Source organism: Caldimonas thermodepolymerans, from assembly GCF_015476235.1.
Taxonomy (GTDB): domain Bacteria; phylum Pseudomonadota; class Gammaproteobacteria; order Burkholderiales; family Burkholderiaceae_C; genus Caldimonas; species Caldimonas thermodepolymerans.
Genome location: NZ_CP064338.1, coordinates 972,658 through 994,134, shown reverse-complemented (window position 1 = coordinate 994,134; position 21,477 = coordinate 972,658). Strand labels below are relative to the sequence as shown.

The following is a 21,477-nucleotide window of genomic DNA, read 5'->3' as shown; positions in this document are numbered from 1 at the left end:
CACATGACCACGACCCGCTACCCCCGCGACCTGATCGGCTACGGAGAACACCCGCCGCATGCGGCCTGGCCCGGCCAGGCGCGCGTCGCCGTGCAGTTCGTCCTCAACTACGAGGAAGGCGGCGAGAACTGCGTGCTGCACGGCGACCCCGGCAGCGAGCAGTTCCTCAGCGAGATGTTCAACCCGGCGTCGTACCCGGCGCGCCACCTCAGCATGGAGTCGATCTACGAGTACGGCTCGCGCGTGGGGGTGTGGCGCATCCTGCGCGAGTTCGAGCGCCGTGCGCTGCCGCTGACGGTGTTCGGCGTCTCGATGGCGCTGGAGCGCCACCCCGAGGTCACGCAGGCCTTCGTCGAGCTGGGCCACGAGATCGCCTGCCACGGCTGGCGCTGGATCCACTACCAGAACATCGACGAGGCCACCGAGCGCGAGCACATGCGCATCGGCATGGAGATCATCGAGCGCCTGACCGGCGAGCGGCCGCTGGGCTGGTACACCGGCCGCGACAGCCCCAGCACCCGCCGCCTGGTGGCCGACTACGGCGGCTTCGAGTACGACAGCGACTACTACGGGGACGACCTGCCCTTCTGGATGCAGGTGCGCACCAGCGCCGGCGAGCTCAAGCCGCACCTGGTCGTGCCGTACACGCTGGACGTCAACGACATGCGCTTCGCGCTGCCGCAGGGCTACTCGCAGGGCGAGGACTTCTTCACCTACCTGCGCGACACCTTCGACGTCCTGTACGCCGAGGGCGAGGAAACCCCGCGCATGATGTCGATCGGCATGCACTGCCGGCTGCTGGGCCGCCCGGGCCGCTTCAAGGCGCTGCAGAAGTTCCTCGACCACATCGAGGCGCACGACCGCGTGTGGGTGACGCGGCGCATCGACATCGCGCGGCACTGGAAGCAGGTGCACCCGTTCGACCCGAACACCGCCTTCACCTGGGAGTGATCGTGCTGACCCTGGACCGCCTCAACGCCGCCGCACCCGACGAGTTCGTCGCGCTGCTGGACGGCATCTACGAGCACTCGCCGTGGGTCGCGCAGGCCGCCGCGCCGATGCGGCCCTTCCGCACGCTGGCGCAGCTCAAGCGCGCGCTGGTGGTGGCGGTGCGCGAGGCCGGGCGCGAGCGCCAGCTGGCGCTGATCCGCGCCCACCCGGAACTGGCCGGCAAGGCCGCCGTCGCCGGCGAGCTCACCGCCGAGTCGACCGGCGAGCAGTCGCGCGCCGGGCTGACCCACTGCACCCCGGAAGAGTTCGCCAGGCTCCAGCAGCTCAACGCCGACTACAACGCGAAGTTCGGCTGGCCCTTCATCCTGGCCGTGCGCGGGCCGCGCGGCACGGGGCTCACGCGCGCCGAGATCATCGCGACCTTCGAGCGGCGGCTGGCCAACCACCCGGACTTCGAGTTCGCCGAGTGCCTGCGCAACATCCACCGCATCGCCGAGATCCGCCTCAACGACCGGTTCGGTTTCGTGCCGCGCCAGGGCGAGCAGGTGTGGGACTGGGCCGAGCAGCTGGCCCGGCACTCCGACCCCGGCTTCGCGGAGCAGGGGCAGCTCACCGTCACCTACCTGACCGCGGCGCACCGCGCCTGCGCGCGCCAGCTGGAAGTCTGGATGCGCGAGTGCGGCTTCGACGAGGTGCACCAGGACGCGGTGGGCAACGTCGTCGGACGCTACCACGGCACCGACCCGGACGCGCGCATGCTGCTGACCGGCAGCCACTACGACACGGTGCGCAACGGCGGCCGCTACGACGGGCGGCTCGGCATCTTCGTGCCGATGGCCTGCGTGCAGGCGCTGCACCGCGCCGGGCGGCGGCTGCCGTTCGGCATCGAGGTGGTGGCCTTCTCCGAGGAGGAAGGCCAGCGCTACAAGGCGACCTTCCTCGGCTCGGGCGCGCTGGTGGGCCAGTTCGACATGGCCTGGCTGGACCAGACCGACGCCGACGGCATCACGCTGCACGAGGCGATGACCCAGGCCGGCCTGCGCATCGAGGACATCCCGGCGCTGCGCCGCGACCCGGCACGCTACCTCGGCTTCGTCGAGGTGCACATCGAACAGGGCCCGGTGCTGGACGAGCTGGACCTGCCGCTCGGCGTGGTCACCTCGATCAACGGCGGGGTGCGCTACCTCGGCGAGATCGTCGGCATGGCCAGCCACGCCGGCACCACGCCGATGGGCAGCCGCCGCGACGCGGCCGCCGCCGCGGCCGAGCTGTGCCTGTACGTCGAGCGCCGCGCCGCGCAGGACGGCGACTCGGTCGGCACCGTCGGCATGCTGGAGGTGCCCGGCGGCTCGATCAACGTCGTGCCCGGGCGCTGCCGCTTCAGCCTGGACCTGCGCGCGCCCAACGACGCGCAGCGCGACCGGCTCGCGGCCGACGTGCTGGCCGAGCTGGCACGCATCTGCGAGCGGCGCGGCGTGCAGTACCGCATCGAGGAAGCGATGCGCGCCGCCGCCGCACCGAGCGCGCCGCCATGGCAGGCGCGCTGGGAGCGTGCCGTCGAAGCGCTGGGCCTGCCGGTGTACCGCATGCCCAGCGGCGCCGGGCATGACGCGATGAAGCTGCACGAGGTCATGCCGCAGGCCATGCTGTTCGTGCGCGGCGGCAACGCCGGCATCAGCCACAACCCCCTGGAAACCATCACCGCCGACGACGCGCAGCTGTGCGTCGACGCCTACACCCAGCTGCTCGAGCAGCTAGCCGCAGAGCCGCAGCCATGACGACGACTTCCCACCCCGACCGCTACCAGGCGCTCGACGCCTGGATCGACCAGCACTTCGACGAGGAGGTGCGCTTCCTGCAGGAGCTGGTGCGCGTGCCCACCGACACGCCGCCGGGCAACAACGCCCCGCACGCCGAGCGCACCGCCGAGCTGCTCGCCGGCTTCGGCCTGCCCGCCGAGAAGCACCCGGTGCCCGCCGACGCGGTGCGCGACTACGGCCTGCAGTCGATCACCAACCTGATCGTGCGGCGCCGCTACGGCGAGGGTGGTCCGGTGGTCGGCCTCAACGCGCACGGCGACGTGGTGCCGCCCGGCGAGGGCTGGATCCACGACCCGTACGGCGGCGAGGTGGTCGACGGCAAGCTCTACGGCCGCGCCTCGGCGGTCAGCAAGAGCGACTTCGCGACCTACACCTTCGCGGTGCGCGCGCTGGAGGCCCTGGGCGCCCCGCTCAAGGGCGGCGTCGAGCTGATGTTCACCTACGACGAGGAGTTCGGCGGCGAGCTGGGCCCCGGCTGGCTGCTGCAGCAGGGTCTCACGCACCCCGACTACCTGCTCGCCGCGGGCTTCAGCTACCAGGTGGTCACGGCGCACAACGGCTGCCTCCAGATGGAAGTGACGGTGCACGGCGTGATGGCGCACGCGGCGATCCCCGACACCGGCATCGACGCGCTGCAGGGCGCGGTGCGCATCCTCGACGCGCTGTACGCGCTCAACGAGGGCTACCGCCAGGTGCGCTCGCAGGTGCCGGGCATCAACCACCCCTACCTCAACGTCGGGCGCATCGAGGGCGGCACGAACACCAACGTCGTGCCCGGCAAGGTGGTGTTCAGGCTCGACCGGCGCATGATCCCCGAGGAGAACCCGGCCGAGGTCGAGGCCTCGATCCGGCGCACCATCGCCGACGCGGCGTCGGGCTTCCCCGGCATCACCGTGGAAGTCAGGCGCCTGCTGCTGGCCGACGCCTGGAAGCCCGACGAGCGCAACGCGCCGCTGGTGCAGGCGCTGCAGCGCCACGGCGAGGCGGTGTTCGGCGAGCCCATCCCCACCTCGGGCACGCCGCTGTACACCGACGTGCGCCTGTTCGGTGCGCGCGGCATCCCGGCCGCGATCTACGGCGCCGGCCCGCGCACGGTGCGCGAGAGCAACGCCAAGCGCGCCGACGAGCACCTGGTGCTGGAGGACCTGCGCCGCGCGACCAAGGTGGTGGCGCGCACGCTGTTGGACCTGCTGTCCTGAACCGGTTGCACCGCAACGGTGCAATCCGCCGGGCGGCGCACCGGCATGCGCCAGCCCGGGGCGCGGCCGCCTGCACCTCGGCCGGCGGCAACGCGCGCCGACACGGCGCTGCCGGAACGCTGCGCACGGATCTTGCTGCCTGGGGCCTCCGTCTGTTGACTGGAGGATCCCATGACGCTGTCCCTGTCCCCGCGCCGCGGCTTCCTGGCCGCGGCTCTTGCCGCCACCTGCGCCCTGGCCGCCCCCCTGGCGCATGCGCAGGAAACGCCGATCAAGTTCCAGCTCGACTGGCGCTTCGAAGGGCCGTCGGCCTTCTTCCTGCTGCCGGTGGCCAAGGGCTACTTCCATGCCGAGAAGCTGGCCGTGACGGTCGATGCCGGCAACGGCTCGGGCAATGCGGTGAACCGGGTCGCCTCGGGCGCCTACGACATGGGCTTCGCCGACATGGCGGCGCTGATGGAGTTCCACGCCAACAACCCGACTGCGCCGAACAAGCCGGTGGCGGTGATGATGGTCTACAACCATTCGCCGGCGGCGGTGTTCTCGCTCAAGAAGAGCGGCATCAAGGCGCCGGCGGACCTGGCCGGCAAGAAGCTCGGCGCCCCGGCCTTCGACGCGGGCCGCCGCGCCTTCCCGATCTTCCAGAAGGCCAACGGCGTCGGCGCCGTCGAATGGGTCAGCATGGAGCCGGCGCTGCGCGAGACCATGCTCGCACGCGGCGACGTCGACGCGATCACCGGCTTCTACTTCACCTCGTTGCTCAACCTCGAGGCGCGCGGCGTGAAGCCTGCGGACATCTCGGTGATGCTCTACCCGCAGCACGGCGTGCGCATGTACGGCAACGCGATCATCGCCTCGCAGGAGTTCCTGAAGAAGAACCCGGAAGCCGTGAAGGCCTTCCTGCGCGCCTTCACCAAGGGCGCTCGGGAAGTGATCGCCGACCCCAAGGCCGCAATCGCCTACGTCAAGCAGCGTGACGGCATCATCAACGTCGCGCTGGAGGAGCGCCGCCTGCGCCTGGCGATCGACTCGGCTGTGGCCACGCCCGACGCGCGCGCCGAAGGCTTCGGCGCCGTGCACCCGCCGCGCCTGGCGCTGATGGCCAGCCAGGTGGCCGATGCCTTCGCGACCAAGTCGCGCATCGACCCGGACGCGGTGTGGACCCCGGCCTTCCTGCCTCCGGCGGCCGAGCGCGACATCTTCCCGGCCGGCAAGTGAGCACGGCGCAGCAGATGACGGCCGGCGCCCCGCAGGGCTTCGTCGAGTTCGACCGCGTCTGGCTCGCCTACAACGAGGAGTTGCTGGCGAAGAACCAGTTCGCGGTCGAGGACATCACGCTGTCGGTGCGCGAGGGCGAGTTCATCGCCATCGTCGGCCCCTCGGGCTGCGGCAAGTCGACCTTCATGAAGCTCGCCACCGGATTGAAGCTGCCCTCGATGGGCAGCATCCGCATCGGCGGCGAGCGCGTCACCGGCCCGCTGAAGTTCACCGGCATGGCCTTCCAGGCGCCCTCGCTGCTGCCGTGGCGCACCACGGTGGACAACGTGCTCCTGCCGCTGGAAATCGTCGAGCCCTACCGTTCGAACTTCCGCGCCAAGCGCGCCGAGTACGAGGCCCGCGCCCGCGCGCTGCTGCAGAGCGTCGGCCTGGCCGGCTACGAGGACAAGTACCCCTGGCAGCTGTCCGGCGGCATGCAGCAGCGCGCCTCGATCTGCCGCGCGCTGATCCACGAGCCGCGCATGCTGCTGCTGGACGAGCCGTTCGGCGCGCTGGACGCCTTCACGCGCGAGGAGCTGTGGAACACGCTGCGCGACCTGTGGACGCAGCAGCAATTCAACGTGATCCTGGTCACGCATGACCTGCGCGAGGCGGTGTACCTCGCCGACACGGTCTACGTGATGAGCAAGAGCCCCGGGCGCATCCTGATGCGGCGCGAGATCGACCTGCCGCGCCCACGCGACCTGGACATCACCTACACCGAACCTTTCGTGAACATCGTGCACGAACTGCGCTCGCACATCGGCGCCGTGCGGGGCGGCTGAACCATGAAGCATCAGAAACGACTGGAGCGCTGGGCGCCGTGGGTGCTGCTGCTGGCGGTGGTGATCGTCTGGCAGGTGGTGTGCTCGGCCTTCGAGGTGTCGGAGTTCATCTTCCCGAGCCCGCTGCGCATCTGGGACCAGTTCCTCGAGTTCCGCGGCGAGATCCTGCGGCACTCGTGGCGCACCTTCTGGGTCACGATGGTGGGCTTCGGGCTGGCCATCGTGGTCGGCGTGCTGCTCGGCTTCGTGATCGGCAGCTCGCGGCTGGCCTATGCCGCGATGTACCCGCTGATGACCGCCTTCAACGCGCTGCCCAAGGCGGCCTTCGTGCCCATCCTGGTGGTGTGGTTCGGCATCGGCGTGGGTCCGGCGGTGCTGACCGCCTTCCTGATCTCGTTCTTCCCGATCACGGTCAACATCGCCACCGGGCTGGCGACGCTGGAGCCGGAGCTGGAGGACGTGCTACGCGTGCTGGGCGCGAAGCGCTGGGACGTGCTGGTCAAGGTCGGGCTGCCGCGCTCGCTGCCGCACTTCTACGGCTCGCTGAAGGTGGCGATCACGCTGGCCTTCGTCGGCACCACGGTGTCCGAGATGAACGCGGCCAACGAGGGCATCGGCTACCTGCTGGTGTCGGCCGGCTCGGCCATGCAGATGGGGCTGGCCTTCGCCGGCCTGGTCGCGGTGGGCATCATGGCGATGGTGATGTACGAGCTGTTCGCCTGGATCGAGAAGCGCACCACCGCCTGGGCGCATCGCGGCTCGCACGCGGCATGAACGGCATCCCCGTCCGGGACCGCCCGGCCCGTCGCTACACTGGCGGCCTATCCACTGCCACGGCCGGGCCTGGTGCCGGCACGTCCCCCATGAGCTGGCACGGCCGCCTCGAACTCCGCTACCGCCACGATCCCGAAGGCCGGCGCACCGTCGGCCACGACCGCCACGACGGCCCGCTGCGCGTGCTCGCCAGCCTGCATCCCGAGGGCCCCGGCGTGTGCCACCACGTGCTGGTGCACCCGCCGGGCGGCATCGTCGGCGGCGACGTGCTGGAGATCGACGTGGAGGTGCAAGCAGGGGCGCACGCGCTCATCAGCACGCCCGGGGCGACGCGCTTCTACCGCAGCGCCGGCCCCACCGCACGGCAGCACCTGCGCGCGCGCGTGGCCTCTGGCGCACGGCTCGAGTGGCTGCCGCTCGAGACCATCGCCTACGACGGCGTGCGTGCCGTCAACGCGATGCGCTTCGAGCTGGACGACGGCGCCGAGATGATCGGCTGGGACCTGCTGGCGCTGGGGCTGCCCGCGGCCGGCGAGCCGCTACGCCGCGGGCGCTTCGAGCAGCAGATCGAGCTGCCCGGCGCCTGGCTGGAACGCGGCCTCCTGGACATGGACGACCCGCTGTCCGCCCGCCTGCTCGCCAGCCCCCTGGGCTGGGACGGCCGCAGCACGCTGGCGACCCTGTGGTTCGCGAGCGGCAGCGCGATGACGCCGGCGCGCCGCGACGCGCTGCTGGCGGCAGCGCGCGAGGCGATCGAGGCGGCCGATGCGACGCTCGCGGCCGGCGCCACCTCGCCCGACGGGCGGGTCGTGGTGCTGCGCGCCCTGGCCCGGCGCACCGAGCCGGCCTTCGCGCTGCTGGCCGATGCCTGGGCGCGCTGGCGGCAGGCGGCCTGGGCACGGCCGGCCTGCCCGCCGCGGGTCTGGCGCACCTGAAGGCGCGCCTTCAGGGTGCCGCGGCCGCGAGCCGTCGCGCCTCGCGCCCGGCGCGAGCGCGCTGCATGAACCACACGAACGCGACCAGCGCCAGCCCGGGCAGGTAGATCCAGTGCTTCGACGGCCGGTCGGCCGGCACCATCACGGCCACCACGTCCCATCCGACCTCGAAACCCGCCTTCTTCGCCGGGCTGCCGAAGCGCACGTTGGCGACCTGCACCATGTCGCCCAGCGCGGTGATGGTCAGGCCCGCCTTCTGCAGCCGCTCGCGCCCGGGGCCGGGCTCCTGCAGCTGCACCGCGACGGTCTTGCGGATCTCGTCGCCCTCGATGTTGGTGCCGGCGATCTGCAGCACCAGCCGGTCCCCCTCGCCCAGCTGCTCGGCCACCTTGTAGATGTCGCTGGCGGGCGCCTCCTGGTACGGGTCATACATGCGGTCCATGAACCAGTCGGGCCGGAACAGCATGAAGGTCGCCAGCAGCAGCAGCAGCGTCTCCCACCAGCGGCAGCGGATGCGGAAGTGGCGCATCGTCGCCGCGGCGAAGGCGAGCGACGCCACCGTCGAGGCAAACGCGACCACTGCCACCTCCCACCAGCCGTGCACGTCGATCAGCAGCAGCACCGGGTTGAAGATGAACACGAACGGCAGCACCACCGTGCGCAGCGCGTAGATCGAACCCTGGACGCCGGTCTTGATCGCGTCCTCGCCCGAGATGGCCGCCGCCGCGAACGACGCCAGCCCCACCGGCGGGGTGATGTCGCCCATGATCCCGAAGTAGAAGACGAACAGGTGCACCGCGATCAGCGGGATCACCAGCCCGGACTGCGCGCCCAGCTCGACGATCACCGGCGCCATCAGCGACGCGACCAGGATGTAGTTGGCGGTGGTCGGCACGCCCAGGCCCAGCACCAGGCACACGAAGGCCGTGAACAGCAGCATCAGCACCACGTTGCCCTGCGACACGACCTCGACGAAGTCGGTCATGCGCAGGCCCAGGCCGGTGAGCGTGATGCCGCCGACGATGATGCCCGCGGTGCCGGTGGCGATGCCGATGCCGATCATGTTGCGCGAGCCGCTGTGCAGGCCCTCGACCAGCTCGTTCCAGCCCTGCCGCCAAGCCTGCGCGATGTCGCCCTGCCCGCGGAACCAGCGCAGCAGCGGCCGTTGCGTGAGCATCAGCCCGATCAGCGTCACCGTGGCCCAGAAGGCCGACAGCGCGGGCGACATCTCCTCGATCATCAGGCACCAGATCAGGATGCCGATCGGGATCAGGAAGTGCAGGCCCGCGCGCACCGTCGGCCAGGTGGGCGGCAGCACCGGGTTGTTGACGTCGATCTCGTCCGGCAGGTCCGGGTAGCGGCTCGCGACGCGCACCAGCCACACGTAGCCTGCAACCAGCAGCACGCCGAGGATCCAGGGCGCCGCCGCACCGAACACGTGGCGCGTGGCGAGCGCCACCCAGTAGATCAGGCTGCAGACGACGATGGTGCCGGAGATGCCCAGCCCCCACGCGGTCAGCTTCTGCCGCACGGTGCGGTCGCGCGCGCGCGCCATCGGCTCCAGGCCCAGGCGCAGCGCCTCCAGGTGCACGATGTAGAACAGCGCGATGTAGGAGATCAACGCCGGCAGGAAGGCGTGCTTGACGATGTCGGTGTACGGGATGCCGACATACTCGACCATCAGGAAGGCCGCCGCGCCCATCACCGGCGGCATGATCTGGCCGTTGACCGAGGAGGCCGTCTCGATCGCGCCGGCCTTGACGCCGCCGTAGCCGGCCTTCTTCATCAGCGGGATCGTGAAGATGCCGCCCGAGACGACGTTGGAGACGGACGAACCGGAGATCAGGCCGTTCAGCCCCGACGAGACCACCGCCACCTTGGCGGGACCACCGCGCAGGTGACCCAGCAGCGCGAACGACACCTGCATCATGTAGTTGCCGGCGCCGGCGCGGTCGAGCAGCGAGCCGAACAGCACGAAGATGAAGATGTACGAGACCGACACGCCCAGCGCGACGCCGTACACGCCTTCGGTCGTCAGCCACATGTGCGACACCAGGCGCTCCAGCGACGCCCCCTTGTGCGCGATCACGTCGGGCAGGTACGGCCCGAGGAAGGCGTAGCCGAGGAAGACCACCGCCAGGATGGCCATCGGCAGGCCGACGGCGCGGCGGGTGGCTTCGAGCAGCAGCACCAGGCCGACGCTGGCGGTCACCACGTCGAAGGTCGTGGGCTGTCCCGGCCGGGTCGCGAGCTCGCGGTAGAACAGCAGCAGGTAGGCGCCGGCGAAGGCGGCGGCGATCGCCAGCACCCAGTCGACCAGCGGAATCCGGTCGCGCGCGGCGCGCCTGCTCGCCGGATACGCGAGGAAGGCCAGCAGCAGCGCCAGTCCCAGGTGGGTGGCGCGCGCCTCGGTGTCGTTGAGCAAGCCGAAGCCCAGCGCAAACGGCAGCGGCGAGGCGTACCAGAGCTGGAACAGCGCCCACAGCAGCGCGACGCCGAACACCACCTTGCCGCCGAAGCCGCGCGCGTCTCGCCCGCCCGTGTCAGCGTCGGCCACCAGCTGCTGCAGCTCCGGCGACGCTTTGTCGAGATCACTCATGATCGTTCCTTGGAGGGAGGGGCGGCCGGCCTCGGCGGGCCGGCCAGGAACGTGCCCCCGGGCAACGCCGGCACGCGGCGTCGCCCCAGGAGGTCACAAGGCGTCGCTGCCGGTCACTTGATCCAGCCGCGTTCCTTGTAGTAGCGCACGGCGCCTTCGTGCAGCGGCGCGGACAGGCCGTCCTTGATCATGTTTTCCGGGTTCAGGTTGGCCAGCGCCGGATGCAGCTTCTTGAAGTCCTCGAAGTTGTCGAACACCGCCTTCACGACCGCATAGATCGTGTCGGCCGGCACCTTGGCCGAGGTGACGAAGGTGGCCAGCACGCCGTAGGTCGGGGTGTCGTTCGGGTTGCCGGGGTACAGGCCGCCCGGGATCGAGACCTTGGCGTAGTACGGCTTCTCGGCGACCAGCTTGTCCACCGCCGGGCCGGTCAGCGGCACCAGTTGCGCGCCGCAGCTGGTGGTCGGGTCCTGGATGTTGGCCGACGGGTGGCCCACGGCGTAGAGGAAGCCGTCGATCTTGCCGTCACACAGCGCCGGGCCGTGCTCGTCGGCCTTCAGCTCGGCGGCCAGGCCGAAGTCGCTCAGCTTCCAGCCCATCGCGTCGAGCAGCTCCTCCATCGACGAGCGCGTGCCGGAACCCGGGTTGCCGACGTTGAAGCGCTTGCCCTTGAAGTCCTCGAACTTCTTGATGTTGGCTTCCTTGCGCGCCACGACGGTCATCGGCTCGGGGTGCAGCGAGAACACCGCGCGCAGGTCGGCATAGGCGCCGCTGTCCTTGAACTGGCCCACGCCCTTGATCGCGTTGTACTGCACGTCGCTCTGCGCGACGCCCATGTCCAGCTCGCCCGCCTTGATGGTGTTGACGTTGAACACCGAACCTCCGGTGGACTCCACCGAACAGCGGATGTTGTGCTTGGCGCGGTCCTTGTTGACGAGACGGCAGATCGCACCGCCTGCCGCGTAGTACACCCCCGTGACACCGCCGGTGCCGATGGTCACGAACTTCTGCTGGGCCATCGCGCCGCTCCACGGCATCGCCAGCGATGCCAGTGCAACGGTGGCCAGCGTGTTGCGTAGCAGTTTCTTGTGTTGCAGAGCCACTTGAGTCTCCTGGTGGTTGGTGGAACAAGAGGAACGGAAGTGTCAGCGGCGAAAGAACCTCTCGCGCGCCTGACGCCATGATGCCCGGGGGATGCCCAGGGCGTCGAGCGTTTGCGCCATGCGACTCACCTGCATGGCGTTGTCCGTGGCGGGGCTGCCGTCGGGCAGGTGCACGTTGTTCTCGAAGCCGATGCGCACGCCGCCGCCCAGCGCCGCGGCGGCCGTCAGGCAGGCGAACTCGGTCGGGCCGAACGCGCACACCGACCAACCCCACCCGGGCGGCAGCACCGCCAGCATCGCAAGCAGCTCGCGCGGATCGCCGGCGCGGCGCTGCGCGTAGGAGCCGAGCACGAACAGCACCTCCGGCGCGCCGTGCAGGCGCCCCTGCGGCCCGTGCAGCGCGACCAGGCGTTGCAGGTCGGCCGGGTCGTAGACGATGAACTGCACCGCGGTGCCTGCCTCGCGCTGCGCCTCGAGGAAGGCACAGGCGCGCGGCAGCAGGGCGTCGTCGGCGAGCAGCTCGCGCACCGCGACCGACACCGCCTCGGGCTGCACCGCCTCGACCGCGGCGATCTGCTCCTGCGGACTGTAGCGGCCCACGGCCTCGGTGGTCATCTGCAGGACCATGCCCGTGCCGACGCGTTCACGGATCGCCGCAAAGGCCTCGCGGTAGCGTGCGGCGTCCAGCGTGTGGGCACCGGCGTCATCGCGCACGTGCACGTGGAACCAGCTCGCGCCGGCGGCCTCGCAGGCGGCGGCGCACTCGGCCAGCTCGGCCGCGGTCATCGGCAGCGCCGGATGGTCGCGCTGCGTGCGGCGCGCGCCGTTGGGCGCGACGCCGATCGGCACCGGCGCGATCACGCGCGTCGCGTCGGGCCAGGTGGCAGGCGTGGTCGCGTCCATCGTCAACGGCTCCCGGCCGGCAGCGAGGCCAGCGCGTTGTCGACGGCCCTCGACAGCCGCTCGACGATGGCATCCAGGTCGGCATCACCGACGATGAAGGGCGGCGCGAGCAGCACGTGGTCACCCTGCTGGCCGTCGATCGTGCCGCCCATCGGGTAGACCATCAGGCCCTGCGCCATCGCCTCGCGCTTGATGCGCGCATGCAGCTTCCACTGCGGGTCGAACGGCGCCTTGCTGGTGCGCTCGCGCACCAGTTCGAGCGCCTGGAACAGGCCGCGGCCGCGGATGTCGCCCACGTGGGGGTGTGCTCCGAAGGCGGCCTGCAGGCGCTCGCGCAGCCCGGCGCCCTGGCGGCGCACTGCCTCCAGCAGCCCGTCGCGCTGGATCACGCGCTGCACCGCCAGCGCCGCGGCGCAGGCCACGGGGTGGCCGATGTAGGTGTGGCCGTGCTGGAACAGGCCGCTGCCGCGCTCGAAGGCCTCGACCAGGCGCTGCTGCGCCAGCACCGCGCCGATCGGCTGGTAGCCGCCGCCCAGGCCCTTGGCGATGGTCACGAGGTCGGGCACCACGCCTTCCTGCTCGCACGCGTAGAGCGTGCCGGTGCGGCCCATGCCGCACATCACCTCGTCGAGGATCAGCAGGATGCCGTGCCGGTCACACAGCTCGCGCACGCCCTTCAGGTAGCCGGGCACCGGCACCAGCGCGCCGGCCGTGGCGCCGACCACGGTCTCGGCGACGAAGGCGATGACGTTCTCGCCGCCCAGGCGGTCAATCGCCTCGGACAGCTCCCGCACCAGCCGCGCGCCGTACTGCTCGGGCGTCTCGTCGGCGCGTCGGTCGCGGTATTCGTAGCAGGGCGAGACGTGCGTGACGTCGATCAGCAGCGGCGCGAACTGGCGGCGGCGCCACTCGTTGCCGCCCACCGCGAGCGCCCCCAGCGTGTTGCCGTGGTAGCTCTGGCGGCGTGCGATGAAGTGCCGCCGCTGTGGCTGGCCGATCTCGACGAAGTACTGGCGCGCCATCTTGAGGGCGGCCTCCACTGCTTCGGAGCCGCCGGAGACGAAGTAAGCACGGCCCATGCCAGCGGGGGCACGGGCGACCAGCTCGTCAGCCAGTTCCTCGGCCACGTCGGTGGTGAAGAAGCTGGTGTGCGCATAGGCCATGCGGTCGATCTGCCGGTGCATGGCCGCGAGCACGTCGGGATGGCCGTGTCCCAGGCAGGAGACGGCCGCCCCGCCCGAGGCGTCGATGTAGGTGCGGCCGTCGGCGTCGGTGATCGTGACGCCCTGGGCGGCGACCGCCCGCGGGTAGGTGGTGTTGAGCTGGCGATGGAAGACGTGTGTCACGGTTGGGCCTTCTGCAGGGGACGCTCCCAGTACGCACGCACGGCCCGCAGCTGCTCCTGCCTGGCGGCCAGGCGCTGCTGCACCCGCTCGCCGCCGCGCACGGCCACGGCGGCGACCAGGGCTTCGGCCATGGCCTGCGCACCGGTCATGGACTGGAAAAAGGAAGGGGAATCGGACTGGAACAGCAGCACGTGCCGCGCGCCGCGCGCGATCGGCGACAAGGGGCTGTCGGTCAGCGCAACCACCGGCACGCCGGCCGCACGCGCCTGCGCCACGGCCTCGACGGTCTGCCGCGTGTAGGGTGCCTGCCCGACGGCGACCAGCACGTCCTCGGGGCCCAGCTGCACCAGCTGGTCGACCAGGGTGCCGCCGGAGTCGGAGGCCAGCACGCCGTTGTGCATCAGCATGCCGTAGGTGTAGTGCAGGTGGTGGGCCACCCCGAGGCTGGCGCGCAGCCCGATGAACAGCACGGTGCGCGCGGCCAGCATCGCGTCGGCCGCGGCGTCGATGCGGGCGCCGTCGTTGGCCGTCTGCACCGACTCGACGTTGCTGCGCTGCGCCGCGTTCAGGCGCGCCAGGCGGTTGCCCTCGCCGCCCCCCTGCTGCTGCAGCGCCAGGCGCTCGACGTAGGTGTCGCGCCCGGCGCGCGCCAGCGCACGGCGGAACGGCTGGCGGAAGCCCTCGAAGCCGTCGAAGCCGAGCGTCTGCGCCAGCCGCGTCATGGTCGCCGGCGCCACGCCGGCGCGCTTGGCCGAGGCGCGCATCGATTGCAGCCCCAGCTCGGTCGGATGCTGCCGGGCCCAGCGCGCCGCGCGCTGTAGCTCTGGGCTCAGGGCATCGAAGTGGCGGTCGATCAGGCGGGTGATGTCGCGGGGGGTCACGGCGCGAGACGCGAAGGGCATGCAGGCATGAAACGATTGTTTCATTCTAGGCGCCGTGAATCACTCGTTTCAATCGCTGCGCCGCCGGGTTTTCCCGGGGACGGCATGCAAACCGTGCATCGGCCCGCACATGACGCGCGCCGCTACCATCGGCGCATGCGCATCCGCTCGATCGAGATCTTCCACGCCGTGATGCAGTGCGGCACGGTCAAGGGCGCCGCCGACATGCTGCACATCACCCAGCCCGCCGCCACCCGGCTGCTGCAGCAGGCCGAGCGCCAGGCCGGCTTCCCGCTGTTCCAGCGCGTCAAGGGCCGCCTGGTGCCGACGCGCGAGGCGCGTGCGCTGTACCCCGAGGTCGAGCAGCTGTACGTGCGGCTCGACGGCATCCGGCAGCTGGTCGACAACCTCGCGCACGGCCAGGGCGACATGCTGCGCGTGGCCTGCGTGCCCAGCCTCGCGCAGGACTGGCTGCCCAAGGCACTGGCGCCGCTGATGCAGCGCCACCCGCACCTGCGGTTGTCGGTGCGCACGCTGCATTCGCGGCAGATCGTCGACAGCCTGGTGCTGCGCGAAACCGACATCGGCTTCGCCTTCGACGCGCCCGAGCACCCGGCGCTGCTGGCCGAGCCGCTGGCGCAGGCGCGCCTGGTGTGCGTCGGCCCCAGGCTGGGCCGCAGCCAGCTGCCGCTGGCCGAGCTGGCGACGCTGCCGGTGATCGACCTGGATGCCTCGGACCCGCTCGGGCGCCGCCTGCACCACGCGCGCGAGCTGCACGACATCCAGTGGGCGCCGCGCATGCTGGCGCACAGCCATCACGCGGCGATCGCGCTGGCGCGCGAGGGCATCGGGCTGGCGCTGGTGGATTCCTTCACCGGCAGCGCAGCCCGGGCGACGCTGCCGCTGGAGATGGCGGTGGTGGAGCCGGAGATCCCGGTCACCGTGCACGCGATGCGGCTGCACGATGCCCCCGGCAGCGCGCTGGTGCGGCACCTGGTCGACGCGATGGGCCGCGTGCTCGCGACGGCCGCCAGCCTCACGCCGCAGCCAGCGGACCATGCGCAAAGGGGCGCAGCAGCGGCGCCGGCTCCCGCGTCGCCAGCGCCCCGGCCAGCAGCGCGGCGGAACCGAACGCCAGGGTGAAGCCCAGCGCGCCGTGCCCGGTGTTGGCGTAGACATTGCCCCAGCGCCGCACCCGGCCGATGCACGGCAGCCCGGTGGGCGTCATCGGGCGCAGCCCGGCCCAGGGCTGCAGGGCCGCGACGTCCAGCGCCGGGTCCAGGCCGAACACATCGTCGGCCGCACGGCGCAGCCGCTGCAGGTGCTCGGCGTCGAGCGACAGGTCGCGCCGGCCCAGCTCGGCGATGCCCGCCACGCGCAGCCGCGCCTGGGCGCCCTCGCCCAGCGGCGCGAACACCACCTTGCGGGCGCTGTCGGTCACGCTGCACTCCGGGAAGCGCTGCAGCGCCGCGCGCGGGATCTCCAGGCTGTAGCCCTTGAGCGCCTCGACCGGCAGCCGCACCCCCAGGGGCGCGAGCAAGGCATTGCTGCCGATGCCGGCGGCGACCACCACCGCATCGGGCTGCACGTCGTGCAGCGTCTCGCCGCTGCGCAGCACCAGCCGGCGCACCCGGCCCTCGCCGGTCTCCCAGCGCATCACCTCGGTGGACATGCGCAGCGTGCACTGCGGGTGCTCGCGCAGCTCCTCGAACAACACGTGGCACAGCTTGCGGCAGTCGGCCACCTCCTCGTCCGGCGTCCAGATGCCGCCGACCAGCGACTGCCCCGCCAGCGCCGGCTCGCGCTCGATGCAGGCGGCGGCGTCCAGTGCCTGTTGGCGGCTGCCGTAGCGCGCCTGCAGGGCGAGCTGCTCCAGCGCGCCCTCGAAGGCGGCCCGGGAACGGTAGACGACCAGCTTGCCGTTGCCGCGGTGCTCGATCGCCGCGGCGCTGCCGCCCTGCAGCCAGCGGTGCAGGCGTTCGCGGCTCAGCTCGGCCAGCTGCAGCAGGGCCTCGGTGGTGCGCTCGACCTGCGCGCTGCGGCAGGCCCACAGGAAGCGCAGGCCCCACGAGAGGAACGCCGGCGAGGCGCGCAGCTGCAGGCGCAGCGGCGACTCGGCGTCGAGCAGCAGCTTGGGCAGGTCCTTCAGCACCGAGGGGTTGGCCAGCGGCGCGACGTAGGCGTAGCTCAGCTGCGCGCCGTTCTGCCCGCTGGTGCCCGAGGCCGGCTGGTCGGCTCGGTCCACCAGCGTGACCTGGTGGCCGGCATCGAGGAGCGTGCGTGCCGTCGCCAGGCCGACGATCCCGGCACCGATCACCACCACATGCATGACATCACTCCCCGAAACGGCAAAAGCCCAGTCTAGGCAGCCCGGGAGTGCCTGTCGATTGCCGAATGCGGCGCAGGGTATGCCGCCAGGGCATGGCCTGCAGCCGCCGCGGCGGCGCGGGTCAGATCGACATCAGGCGCCGCACGCCGTCGGCTTCCATGTCCTTGCCGCGCCCGCGCCGGATCACCTCGCCGCGCTCCATCACCAGGTACTGGTCGGCCAGCTCGGCGGCGAAGTCGTAGTACTGCTCGACCAGCACGATGGCCATGTCGCCGCGGTCGGCCAGCATGCGGATCACGCGGCCGATGTCCTTGATGATGGAGGGCTGGATGCCCTCGGTCGGCTCGTCCAGGATCAGCAGCTTGGGGCCGGCCGCGAGCGCGCGCGCAATCGCGAGCTGCTGCTGCTGGCCGCCTGAGAGGTCGCCGCCCCGGCGATGCAGCATCTGCTTGAGCACCGGGAACAGCTCGTACAGCTCCGCCGGGATCGGCGTGCTGGCCGGCTTGTAGGCCAGCCCCATGCGCAGGTTCTCCTCCACCGTCAGGCGGCCGAAGATCTCGCGCCCCTGCGGCACGTAGCCGATGCCCTTGCGCACCCGCTCGTAGGGCGTGTCGCGCGTGATGGGCTGGCCGTCGAGCGTGATCGTGCCGGTCTTGACCGGCACCAGCCCCATCAGGCTCTTGAGCAGCGTGGTCTTGCCCACGCCGTTGCGCCCGAGGATCACCGTGACCTCACCCTGTTTCGCGTCCAGGCTCACGTCGCGCAGGATGTGCGAGCCGCCGTAATACTGGTTGACGCCTTCGACTTTCAGCATGATGGCTCACCTGCCCAGGTAGACCTCGACGACCTTCTCGTTGGCCTGCACGTCGGCCAGCGTCCCTTCGGCCAGCACGCTGCCCTCGTGCAGCACCGTCACGCGCTTGCCGTTGCGGCCGCCTTGCGTCAGCTCGCCGATGAACTTCATGTCGTGCTCGACCACCACCAGCGAGTGGCTGCCCTCGAGCGAGAGGAACAGCTCCGCGGTGCGCTCGGTTTCCTCGTCGGTCATGCCGGCCACCGGCTCGTCCAGCAGCAGGAGCTTGGGGTCCTGCATCAGCAGCATGCCGATCTCCAGCCACTGTTTCTGGCCGTGCGAGAGGTTGCCCGCGGTGCGCTGCGCGTGGTCCTTCAGGTGGATCAGCGCCAGCACCTCGCCGATTCGGTCGAGCTGCTCACCGCCGAGGCGCGAGAACATCGACGCGCGCACGCGCCGGTCGGCCTTGAGCGCCAGCTCCAGGTTCTCGAACACCGTCAGCTGCTCGTAGACGGTGGGCTTCTGGAACTTGCGGCCGATGCCGATCTGCGCGATCTCGCTTTCGCGCAGGCGCAGCAGGTCGATGGTCGAGCCGAACCAGGCCTTGCCCTCGTCGGGGCGGGTCTTGCCGGTGATGACGTCCATCATCGTGGTCTTGCCCGCGCCGTTGGGCCCGATGATGCAGCGCAGCTCGCCGGCGCTGATGCTCAGCGACAGCCGGTTCAGCGCGCGGAAGCCGTCGAAGCTGACCGTGATGTCCTCCAGGTACAGGATCGCGCCGTGCGCCGTGTCCACCTCGCCGGGCCGCACCACGCGGCCGTAGCTCGCCCCGCGGTCGCCCGAGCCCTGCAGCCCGGCCTCGCGGGCCTCGTGCCGGCGGCGCAGCCGGGCGCCCTGCTCCATCAGTTCGGGGGTCATGCCCGCTCCTCCTTGCCTGCTTGCGCGTCGTCGTCGCGGCGCCGCTGACGGAACAGCCCGACGATGCCCTGCGGCAGGAACAGCGTCACCGCGATGAACAGCGCGCCGAGGAAGTACAGCCAGAACTCGGGGAACGCCACGGTGAACCAGCTCTTGGCGCCGTTGACGAAGAAAGCGCCGACGATCGGGCCGATCAGCGTCGCGCGCCCTCCCACCGCGGTCCAGATCGCGATCTCGATGCTCGCGGCCGGCGACATCTCGCTCGGGTTGATGATGCCGACCTGCGGCACGTACAAAGCACCCGCGATCGCGCACATCACCGCCGAGATCACCCAGATGCTCAGCTTGTACCAGAGCGGGTCGTAGCCGGAGAACATCACGCGCGACTCGGCATCGCGGATCGCCTGCAGCACGCGCCCGTACTTGGTGTTGACCAGCCAGCGCGCGAGCAGGTAGCAGCCGATCAGCGTCAGCCCGGTGATCACGAACAGCGCCACGCGCGTGGTCGGGGTGGCGATCGGGATGCCGAGGATGCGCTTGAAGTCGGTGAAGCCGTTGTTGCCGCCGAAGCCGGTCTCGTTGCGGAAGAACAGCAGCATCGCGGCGAACGTCATCGCCTGCGTGATGATCGAGAAGTACACGCCCTTGATGCGCGAGCGGAACGCGAAATAGCCGAACACGAAGGCCAGCAGCCCCGGCACCAGCACCACCAGCAGCATCTGTGCGACGAAGGAATCGCTCAGCGCCCAGTGCCAGGGCAGTTCCTTCCAGTCGAGGAAGACCATGAAGTCCGGCAGGTCCGACTGGTAGTTGCCGTCCCGGCCGATCTGGCGCATCAGGTACATGCCCATGCCGTAGCCGCCCAGCGCGAAGAACAGGCCGTGGCCCAGCGACAGGATGCCGGTGTAACCCCAGATCAGGTCCATCGCCAGCGCGCAGATCGCGTAGCACATGATCTTGCCGATCAGGGTCACGTAGTACTCGGGCAGGTGCAGCGCGCTGCCCGGCGCCACCGCCAGGTTGAGCACGGGCACGACGACGGTGACGGCGATCAGCGCCGCCAGCAGGCCGATGCGGCCCCGCGCGCCGAGGAAGGACGGGCGGCGGGCAGCCGGCATCGACAGGGTCGGTGTGGAGGTCGGCGTCGGAAGGACGGCGCTCATGCAGGCACTCCATTCAGGGCAGGGCGTCGCGGCAGGAGGAACGCCCGGGTCGGGTGGGGGATCACGCGGGTAGCCGCACCGTGCGGCAGCATGTGGTCGCAGGAGGTGCGCATGCTCATGCCTCCGCGCTGCGACCCTTCATCGCGAACAGCCCCTGCGGCCGCTTCTGGATGAAGGCGACGATGAACAGCAGCACCATGATCTTGGCGAGCACCGCGCCCTGCCAGCCCTCGAGGATCTTGTTGATCACGCCCAGGCCCAGCGCGGCGTAGACCGTGCCGGCCAGCTGGCCGACCCCGCCGGTCACGACCACCAGGAAGGAATCGACGATGTAGCTCTGGCCGAGGTCCGGCCCCACGTTGCCGACCTGGGACAGCGCACAGCCCGCCAGGCCGGCGATGCCGGCGCCGAGCGCGAAGGCGTACATGTCCACGCGGGCGGTGTTGACGCCCATGCAGGCGGCCATCGGGCGGTTCTGCGTCACGCCGCGCACGAACAGGCCCAGGCGGGTGCGCGCGATCAGCAGCGTCACGCCCAGCAGCACGAGGCCGGCAAACGCGATGATCGCGATGCGGTTGTACGGCAGCGTGAGGTTGCTCATCACGCTGACGCCGCCGCTCAGCCATGACGGGTTCTCGACCTGCACGTTCTGCGCGCCGAAGATCGAACGCACGGCCTGCATCAGCACCAGACTGATGCCCCAGGTCGCCAGCAGCGTCTCGAGCGGGCGGCCGTACAGCCAGCGGATCACGCTGCGCTCGAGCACCGCGCCCACGGCGAAGGAGGCGGCAAACGCCACCGGCACCGCGGCGACGATGTACCAGTCGAACCAGGCCGCCGGCAGGTACGCGCGGAACAGGTTCTGCACCACGTAGGTCGCATAGGCGCCGATCATCATCAGCTCGCCATGCGCCATGTTGATCACGCCCATCAGCCCGTAGGTGATGGCCAGGCCCAGCGCGACCAGCAGCAGGATGGAGCCCAGGCTGACGCCGGAAAACACCACGCCCAGCCGCTCGCCCCATGCCAGGCGCGACTCGACCGCGCGCAACGACGCCTGCAGCGCCGCACGCACCTCGGCGTCAGGCTCGACGTAGGCGTCGCCCTCGCGGGCCAGCCGCGCCAGCAGCAGCGACTTGACCGCGGGCTGGGCGCTGCCGCCCAGCGCCTGCGCAGCCTCCAGCCGCTGCGCCCTGTCGTCGGAGGCGATCAGCAGCGTGGCCCTCAGCCGCGCCAGCTCGTCCTTCAGGCCGGCATCGGTCTCGGCCTGGTAGGCGCGCTCGATCAGCGGCAGCTGCTCCTCGTCCAGGTCGTCGCGCAACTGCGCGACCGCGCGGCGGCGCTCGTCGACCTGCGTCGACAGCAGCTTCAGCCCCGCCAGCGCGCCCTGCAACGCACGGCGCATGCGGTTGCTGTTGACCACGTCCTCGGCGTCGTCGGGCAGCGTCGCCGGCGCGCCGGTCACGGCATCGGTGACCGCATCGCCGCGCACGATGTAGACCTGCTCGCCGGAGGTCTTCACCTCGTCGCCGAGCAGCGCCTCGACCAGCGGCTGCAGCGCCGGATCGGCCGCCGCCACCGCTGCATTGAGCACCTCGATGCGTTCATCGTTGTCGCCGGTGGCCAGCACCCGGACCTGTTCGGGCGTCAGGGCCCGGGCCGTGCCGGCGCCGGCCAGCAGGCACGACAGCCACAGCAAGGCGGCGCCCAGCCGCATCCAG

The 21,477-nt window shown here is 71.0% G+C and carries 18 protein-coding genes; 8 read left to right on the top strand and 10 right to left on the bottom strand.

The features are described from left to right. The first annotated feature begins 3 nt into the window (after positions 1-3). The 7 genes from puuE to IS481_RS04825 all read left to right on the top strand — a co-directional run bounded on the left by puuE (position 4) and on the right by IS481_RS04825 (position 7,721). Positions 4-951 (top strand): allantoinase PuuE, encoded by a 948-nt coding sequence (puuE, locus tag IS481_RS04855; RefSeq protein ID WP_104356118.1) that lies wholly within the window; start codon positions 4-6, stop codon positions 949-951. Further along, the gene (gene uraD, locus IS481_RS04850) at positions 951-2,729 is read left to right on the top strand and encodes a 2-oxo-4-hydroxy-4-carboxy-5-ureidoimidazoline decarboxylase (protein WP_104356203.1); all 1,779 of its coding nucleotides are present in this window, start codon (positions 951-953) and stop codon (positions 2,727-2,729) included. Before puuE ends, uraD begins: the two co-directional genes overlap by 1 nt. Then, complete coding sequence (locus IS481_RS04845) at positions 2,726-3,970, top strand: M20 family metallopeptidase (RefSeq protein ID WP_104356117.1); 1,245 nt, start codon at positions 2,726-2,728, stop codon at positions 3,968-3,970. Before uraD ends, IS481_RS04845 begins: the two co-directional genes overlap by 4 nt. A gap of 171 nt (positions 3,971-4,141) precedes the next feature. Further along, positions 4,142-5,188, top strand: coding sequence for an ABC transporter substrate-binding protein (locus tag IS481_RS04840; protein ID WP_104356116.1), 1,047 nt, complete (start codon positions 4,142-4,144; stop codon positions 5,186-5,188). A gap of 14 nt (positions 5,189-5,202) precedes the next feature. Next, a complete protein-coding gene (locus IS481_RS04835) occupies positions 5,203-6,012 on the top strand; it encodes an ABC transporter ATP-binding protein (RefSeq protein ID WP_104356202.1) in 810 nt (269 codons plus the stop codon). Between the two features lie 3 nt (positions 6,013-6,015). After that, complete coding sequence (locus IS481_RS04830; RefSeq protein ID WP_104356115.1) at positions 6,016-6,786, top strand: ABC transporter permease; 771 nt, start codon at positions 6,016-6,018, stop codon at positions 6,784-6,786. A gap of 89 nt (positions 6,787-6,875) precedes the next feature. After that, the gene (locus tag IS481_RS04825; RefSeq protein WP_104356114.1) at positions 6,876-7,721 is read left to right on the top strand and encodes an urease accessory protein UreD; all 846 of its coding nucleotides are present in this window, start codon (positions 6,876-6,878) and stop codon (positions 7,719-7,721) included. Between the two features lie 10 nt (positions 7,722-7,731). Here the strand turns inward: IS481_RS04825 and IS481_RS04820 are convergent, their stop codons facing one another. From IS481_RS04820 to IS481_RS04800, 5 genes are all read right to left on the bottom strand, one after another. Further along, positions 7,732-10,323, bottom strand: coding sequence for a TRAP transporter permease (locus IS481_RS04820; protein WP_419186845.1), 2,592 nt, complete (start codon positions 10,321-10,323; stop codon positions 7,732-7,734). Between the two features lie 110 nt (positions 10,324-10,433). Continuing rightward, positions 10,434-11,402, bottom strand: a complete 969-nt coding sequence (locus tag IS481_RS04815) for a TAXI family TRAP transporter solute-binding subunit (protein ID WP_419186844.1) — start codon at positions 11,400-11,402, stop codon at positions 10,434-10,436. Positions 11,403-11,465: 63 nt separating this feature from the next. Next, positions 11,466-12,326 carry a beta-keto acid cleavage family enzyme gene (locus IS481_RS04810; RefSeq protein WP_104356112.1) on the bottom strand — a complete coding sequence of 287 codons (861 nt, stop codon included), beginning with the start codon at positions 12,324-12,326 and terminating at the stop codon, positions 11,466-11,468. Between the two features lie 2 nt (positions 12,327-12,328). Beyond that, the gene (locus IS481_RS04805; protein ID WP_232529462.1) at positions 12,329-13,672 is read right to left on the bottom strand and encodes an aspartate aminotransferase family protein; all 1,344 of its coding nucleotides are present in this window, start codon (positions 13,670-13,672) and stop codon (positions 12,329-12,331) included. Next, positions 13,669-14,574, bottom strand: coding sequence for a MurR/RpiR family transcriptional regulator (locus IS481_RS04800; RefSeq protein WP_104356110.1), 906 nt, complete (start codon positions 14,572-14,574; stop codon positions 13,669-13,671). Before IS481_RS04800 ends, IS481_RS04805 begins: the two co-directional genes overlap by 4 nt. 135 nt (positions 14,575-14,709) lie before the next feature. Between IS481_RS04800 and IS481_RS04795 the strand changes: the two genes are divergently transcribed. Continuing rightward, positions 14,710-15,696, top strand: a complete 987-nt coding sequence (locus IS481_RS04795; protein WP_170067430.1) for a LysR family transcriptional regulator — start codon at positions 14,710-14,712, stop codon at positions 15,694-15,696. Here the strand turns inward: IS481_RS04795 and IS481_RS04790 are convergent. From IS481_RS04790 to urtB, 5 genes are all read right to left on the bottom strand, one after another. Further along, complete coding sequence (locus IS481_RS04790; RefSeq protein ID WP_104356108.1) at positions 15,590-16,882, bottom strand: FAD-dependent oxidoreductase; 1,293 nt, start codon at positions 16,880-16,882, stop codon at positions 15,590-15,592. The genes IS481_RS04795 and IS481_RS04790 overlap by 107 nt on opposite strands. A gap of 121 nt (positions 16,883-17,003) precedes the next feature. Beyond that, the gene (gene urtE / locus IS481_RS04785) at positions 17,004-17,696 is read right to left on the bottom strand and encodes an urea ABC transporter ATP-binding subunit UrtE (protein WP_104356107.1); all 693 of its coding nucleotides are present in this window, start codon (positions 17,694-17,696) and stop codon (positions 17,004-17,006) included. Between the two features lie 6 nt (positions 17,697-17,702). After that, positions 17,703-18,593 (bottom strand): urea ABC transporter ATP-binding protein UrtD, encoded by an 891-nt coding sequence (urtD, locus tag IS481_RS04780; protein ID WP_104356106.1) that lies wholly within the window; start codon positions 18,591-18,593, stop codon positions 17,703-17,705. After that, positions 18,590-19,756, bottom strand: a complete 1,167-nt coding sequence (gene urtC, locus IS481_RS04775; RefSeq protein WP_104356105.1) for an urea ABC transporter permease subunit UrtC — start codon at positions 19,754-19,756, stop codon at positions 18,590-18,592. The genes urtD and urtC overlap by 4 nt, the downstream gene beginning before the upstream one ends. Positions 19,757-19,871: 115 nt before the next feature. Continuing rightward, positions 19,872-21,473: an urea ABC transporter permease subunit UrtB gene (gene urtB / locus IS481_RS04770; RefSeq protein WP_104356104.1), complete on the bottom strand. Its 1,602-nt coding sequence runs from the start codon at positions 21,471-21,473 to the stop codon at positions 19,872-19,874. Positions 21,474-21,477: the final 4 nt, after the last annotated feature.

What these genes read in the sequence shown, in the direction of transcription:
- IS481_RS04840 (WP_104356116.1), top strand. Translation starts at nt 4,142, where the DNA reads ATGACGCTGTCCCTGTCCCCGCGCCGCGGCTTCCTGGCCGCGGCTCTT.
- urtD (WP_104356106.1), bottom strand. Translation starts at nt 18,593, where the DNA reads ATGACCCCCGAACTGATGGAGCAGGGCGCCCGGCTGCGCCGCCGGCAC.
- IS481_RS04800 (WP_104356110.1), bottom strand. Translation starts at nt 14,574, where the DNA reads ATGCCCTTCGCGTCTCGCGCCGTGACCCCCCGCGACATCACCCGCCTG.
- IS481_RS04845 (WP_104356117.1), top strand. Translation starts at nt 2,726, where the DNA reads ATGACGACGACTTCCCACCCCGACCGCTACCAGGCGCTCGACGCCTGG.
- IS481_RS04830 (WP_104356115.1), top strand. Translation starts at nt 6,016, where the DNA reads ATGAAGCATCAGAAACGACTGGAGCGCTGGGCGCCGTGGGTGCTGCTG.
- IS481_RS04810 (WP_104356112.1), bottom strand. Translation starts at nt 12,326, where the DNA reads ATGGACGCGACCACGCCTGCCACCTGGCCCGACGCGACGCGCGTGATC.
- IS481_RS04795 (WP_170067430.1), top strand. Translation starts at nt 14,710, where the DNA reads ATGCGCATCCGCTCGATCGAGATCTTCCACGCCGTGATGCAGTGCGGC.
- urtE (WP_104356107.1), bottom strand. Translation starts at nt 17,696, where the DNA reads ATGCTGAAAGTCGAAGGCGTCAACCAGTATTACGGCGGCTCGCACATC.
- urtC (WP_104356105.1), bottom strand. Translation starts at nt 19,756, where the DNA reads ATGAGCGCCGTCCTTCCGACGCCGACCTCCACACCGACCCTGTCGATG.
- urtB (WP_104356104.1), bottom strand. Translation starts at nt 21,473, where the DNA reads ATGCGGCTGGGCGCCGCCTTGCTGTGGCTGTCGTGCCTGCTGGCCGGC.
- IS481_RS04790 (WP_104356108.1), bottom strand. Translation starts at nt 16,882, where the DNA reads ATGCATGTGGTGGTGATCGGTGCCGGGATCGTCGGCCTGGCGACGGCA.
- IS481_RS04825 (WP_104356114.1), top strand. Translation starts at nt 6,876, where the DNA reads ATGAGCTGGCACGGCCGCCTCGAACTCCGCTACCGCCACGATCCCGAA.
- IS481_RS04835 (WP_104356202.1), top strand. Translation starts at nt 5,203, where the DNA reads ATGACGGCCGGCGCCCCGCAGGGCTTCGTCGAGTTCGACCGCGTCTGG.
- puuE (WP_104356118.1), top strand. Translation starts at nt 4, where the DNA reads ATGACCACGACCCGCTACCCCCGCGACCTGATCGGCTACGGAGAACAC.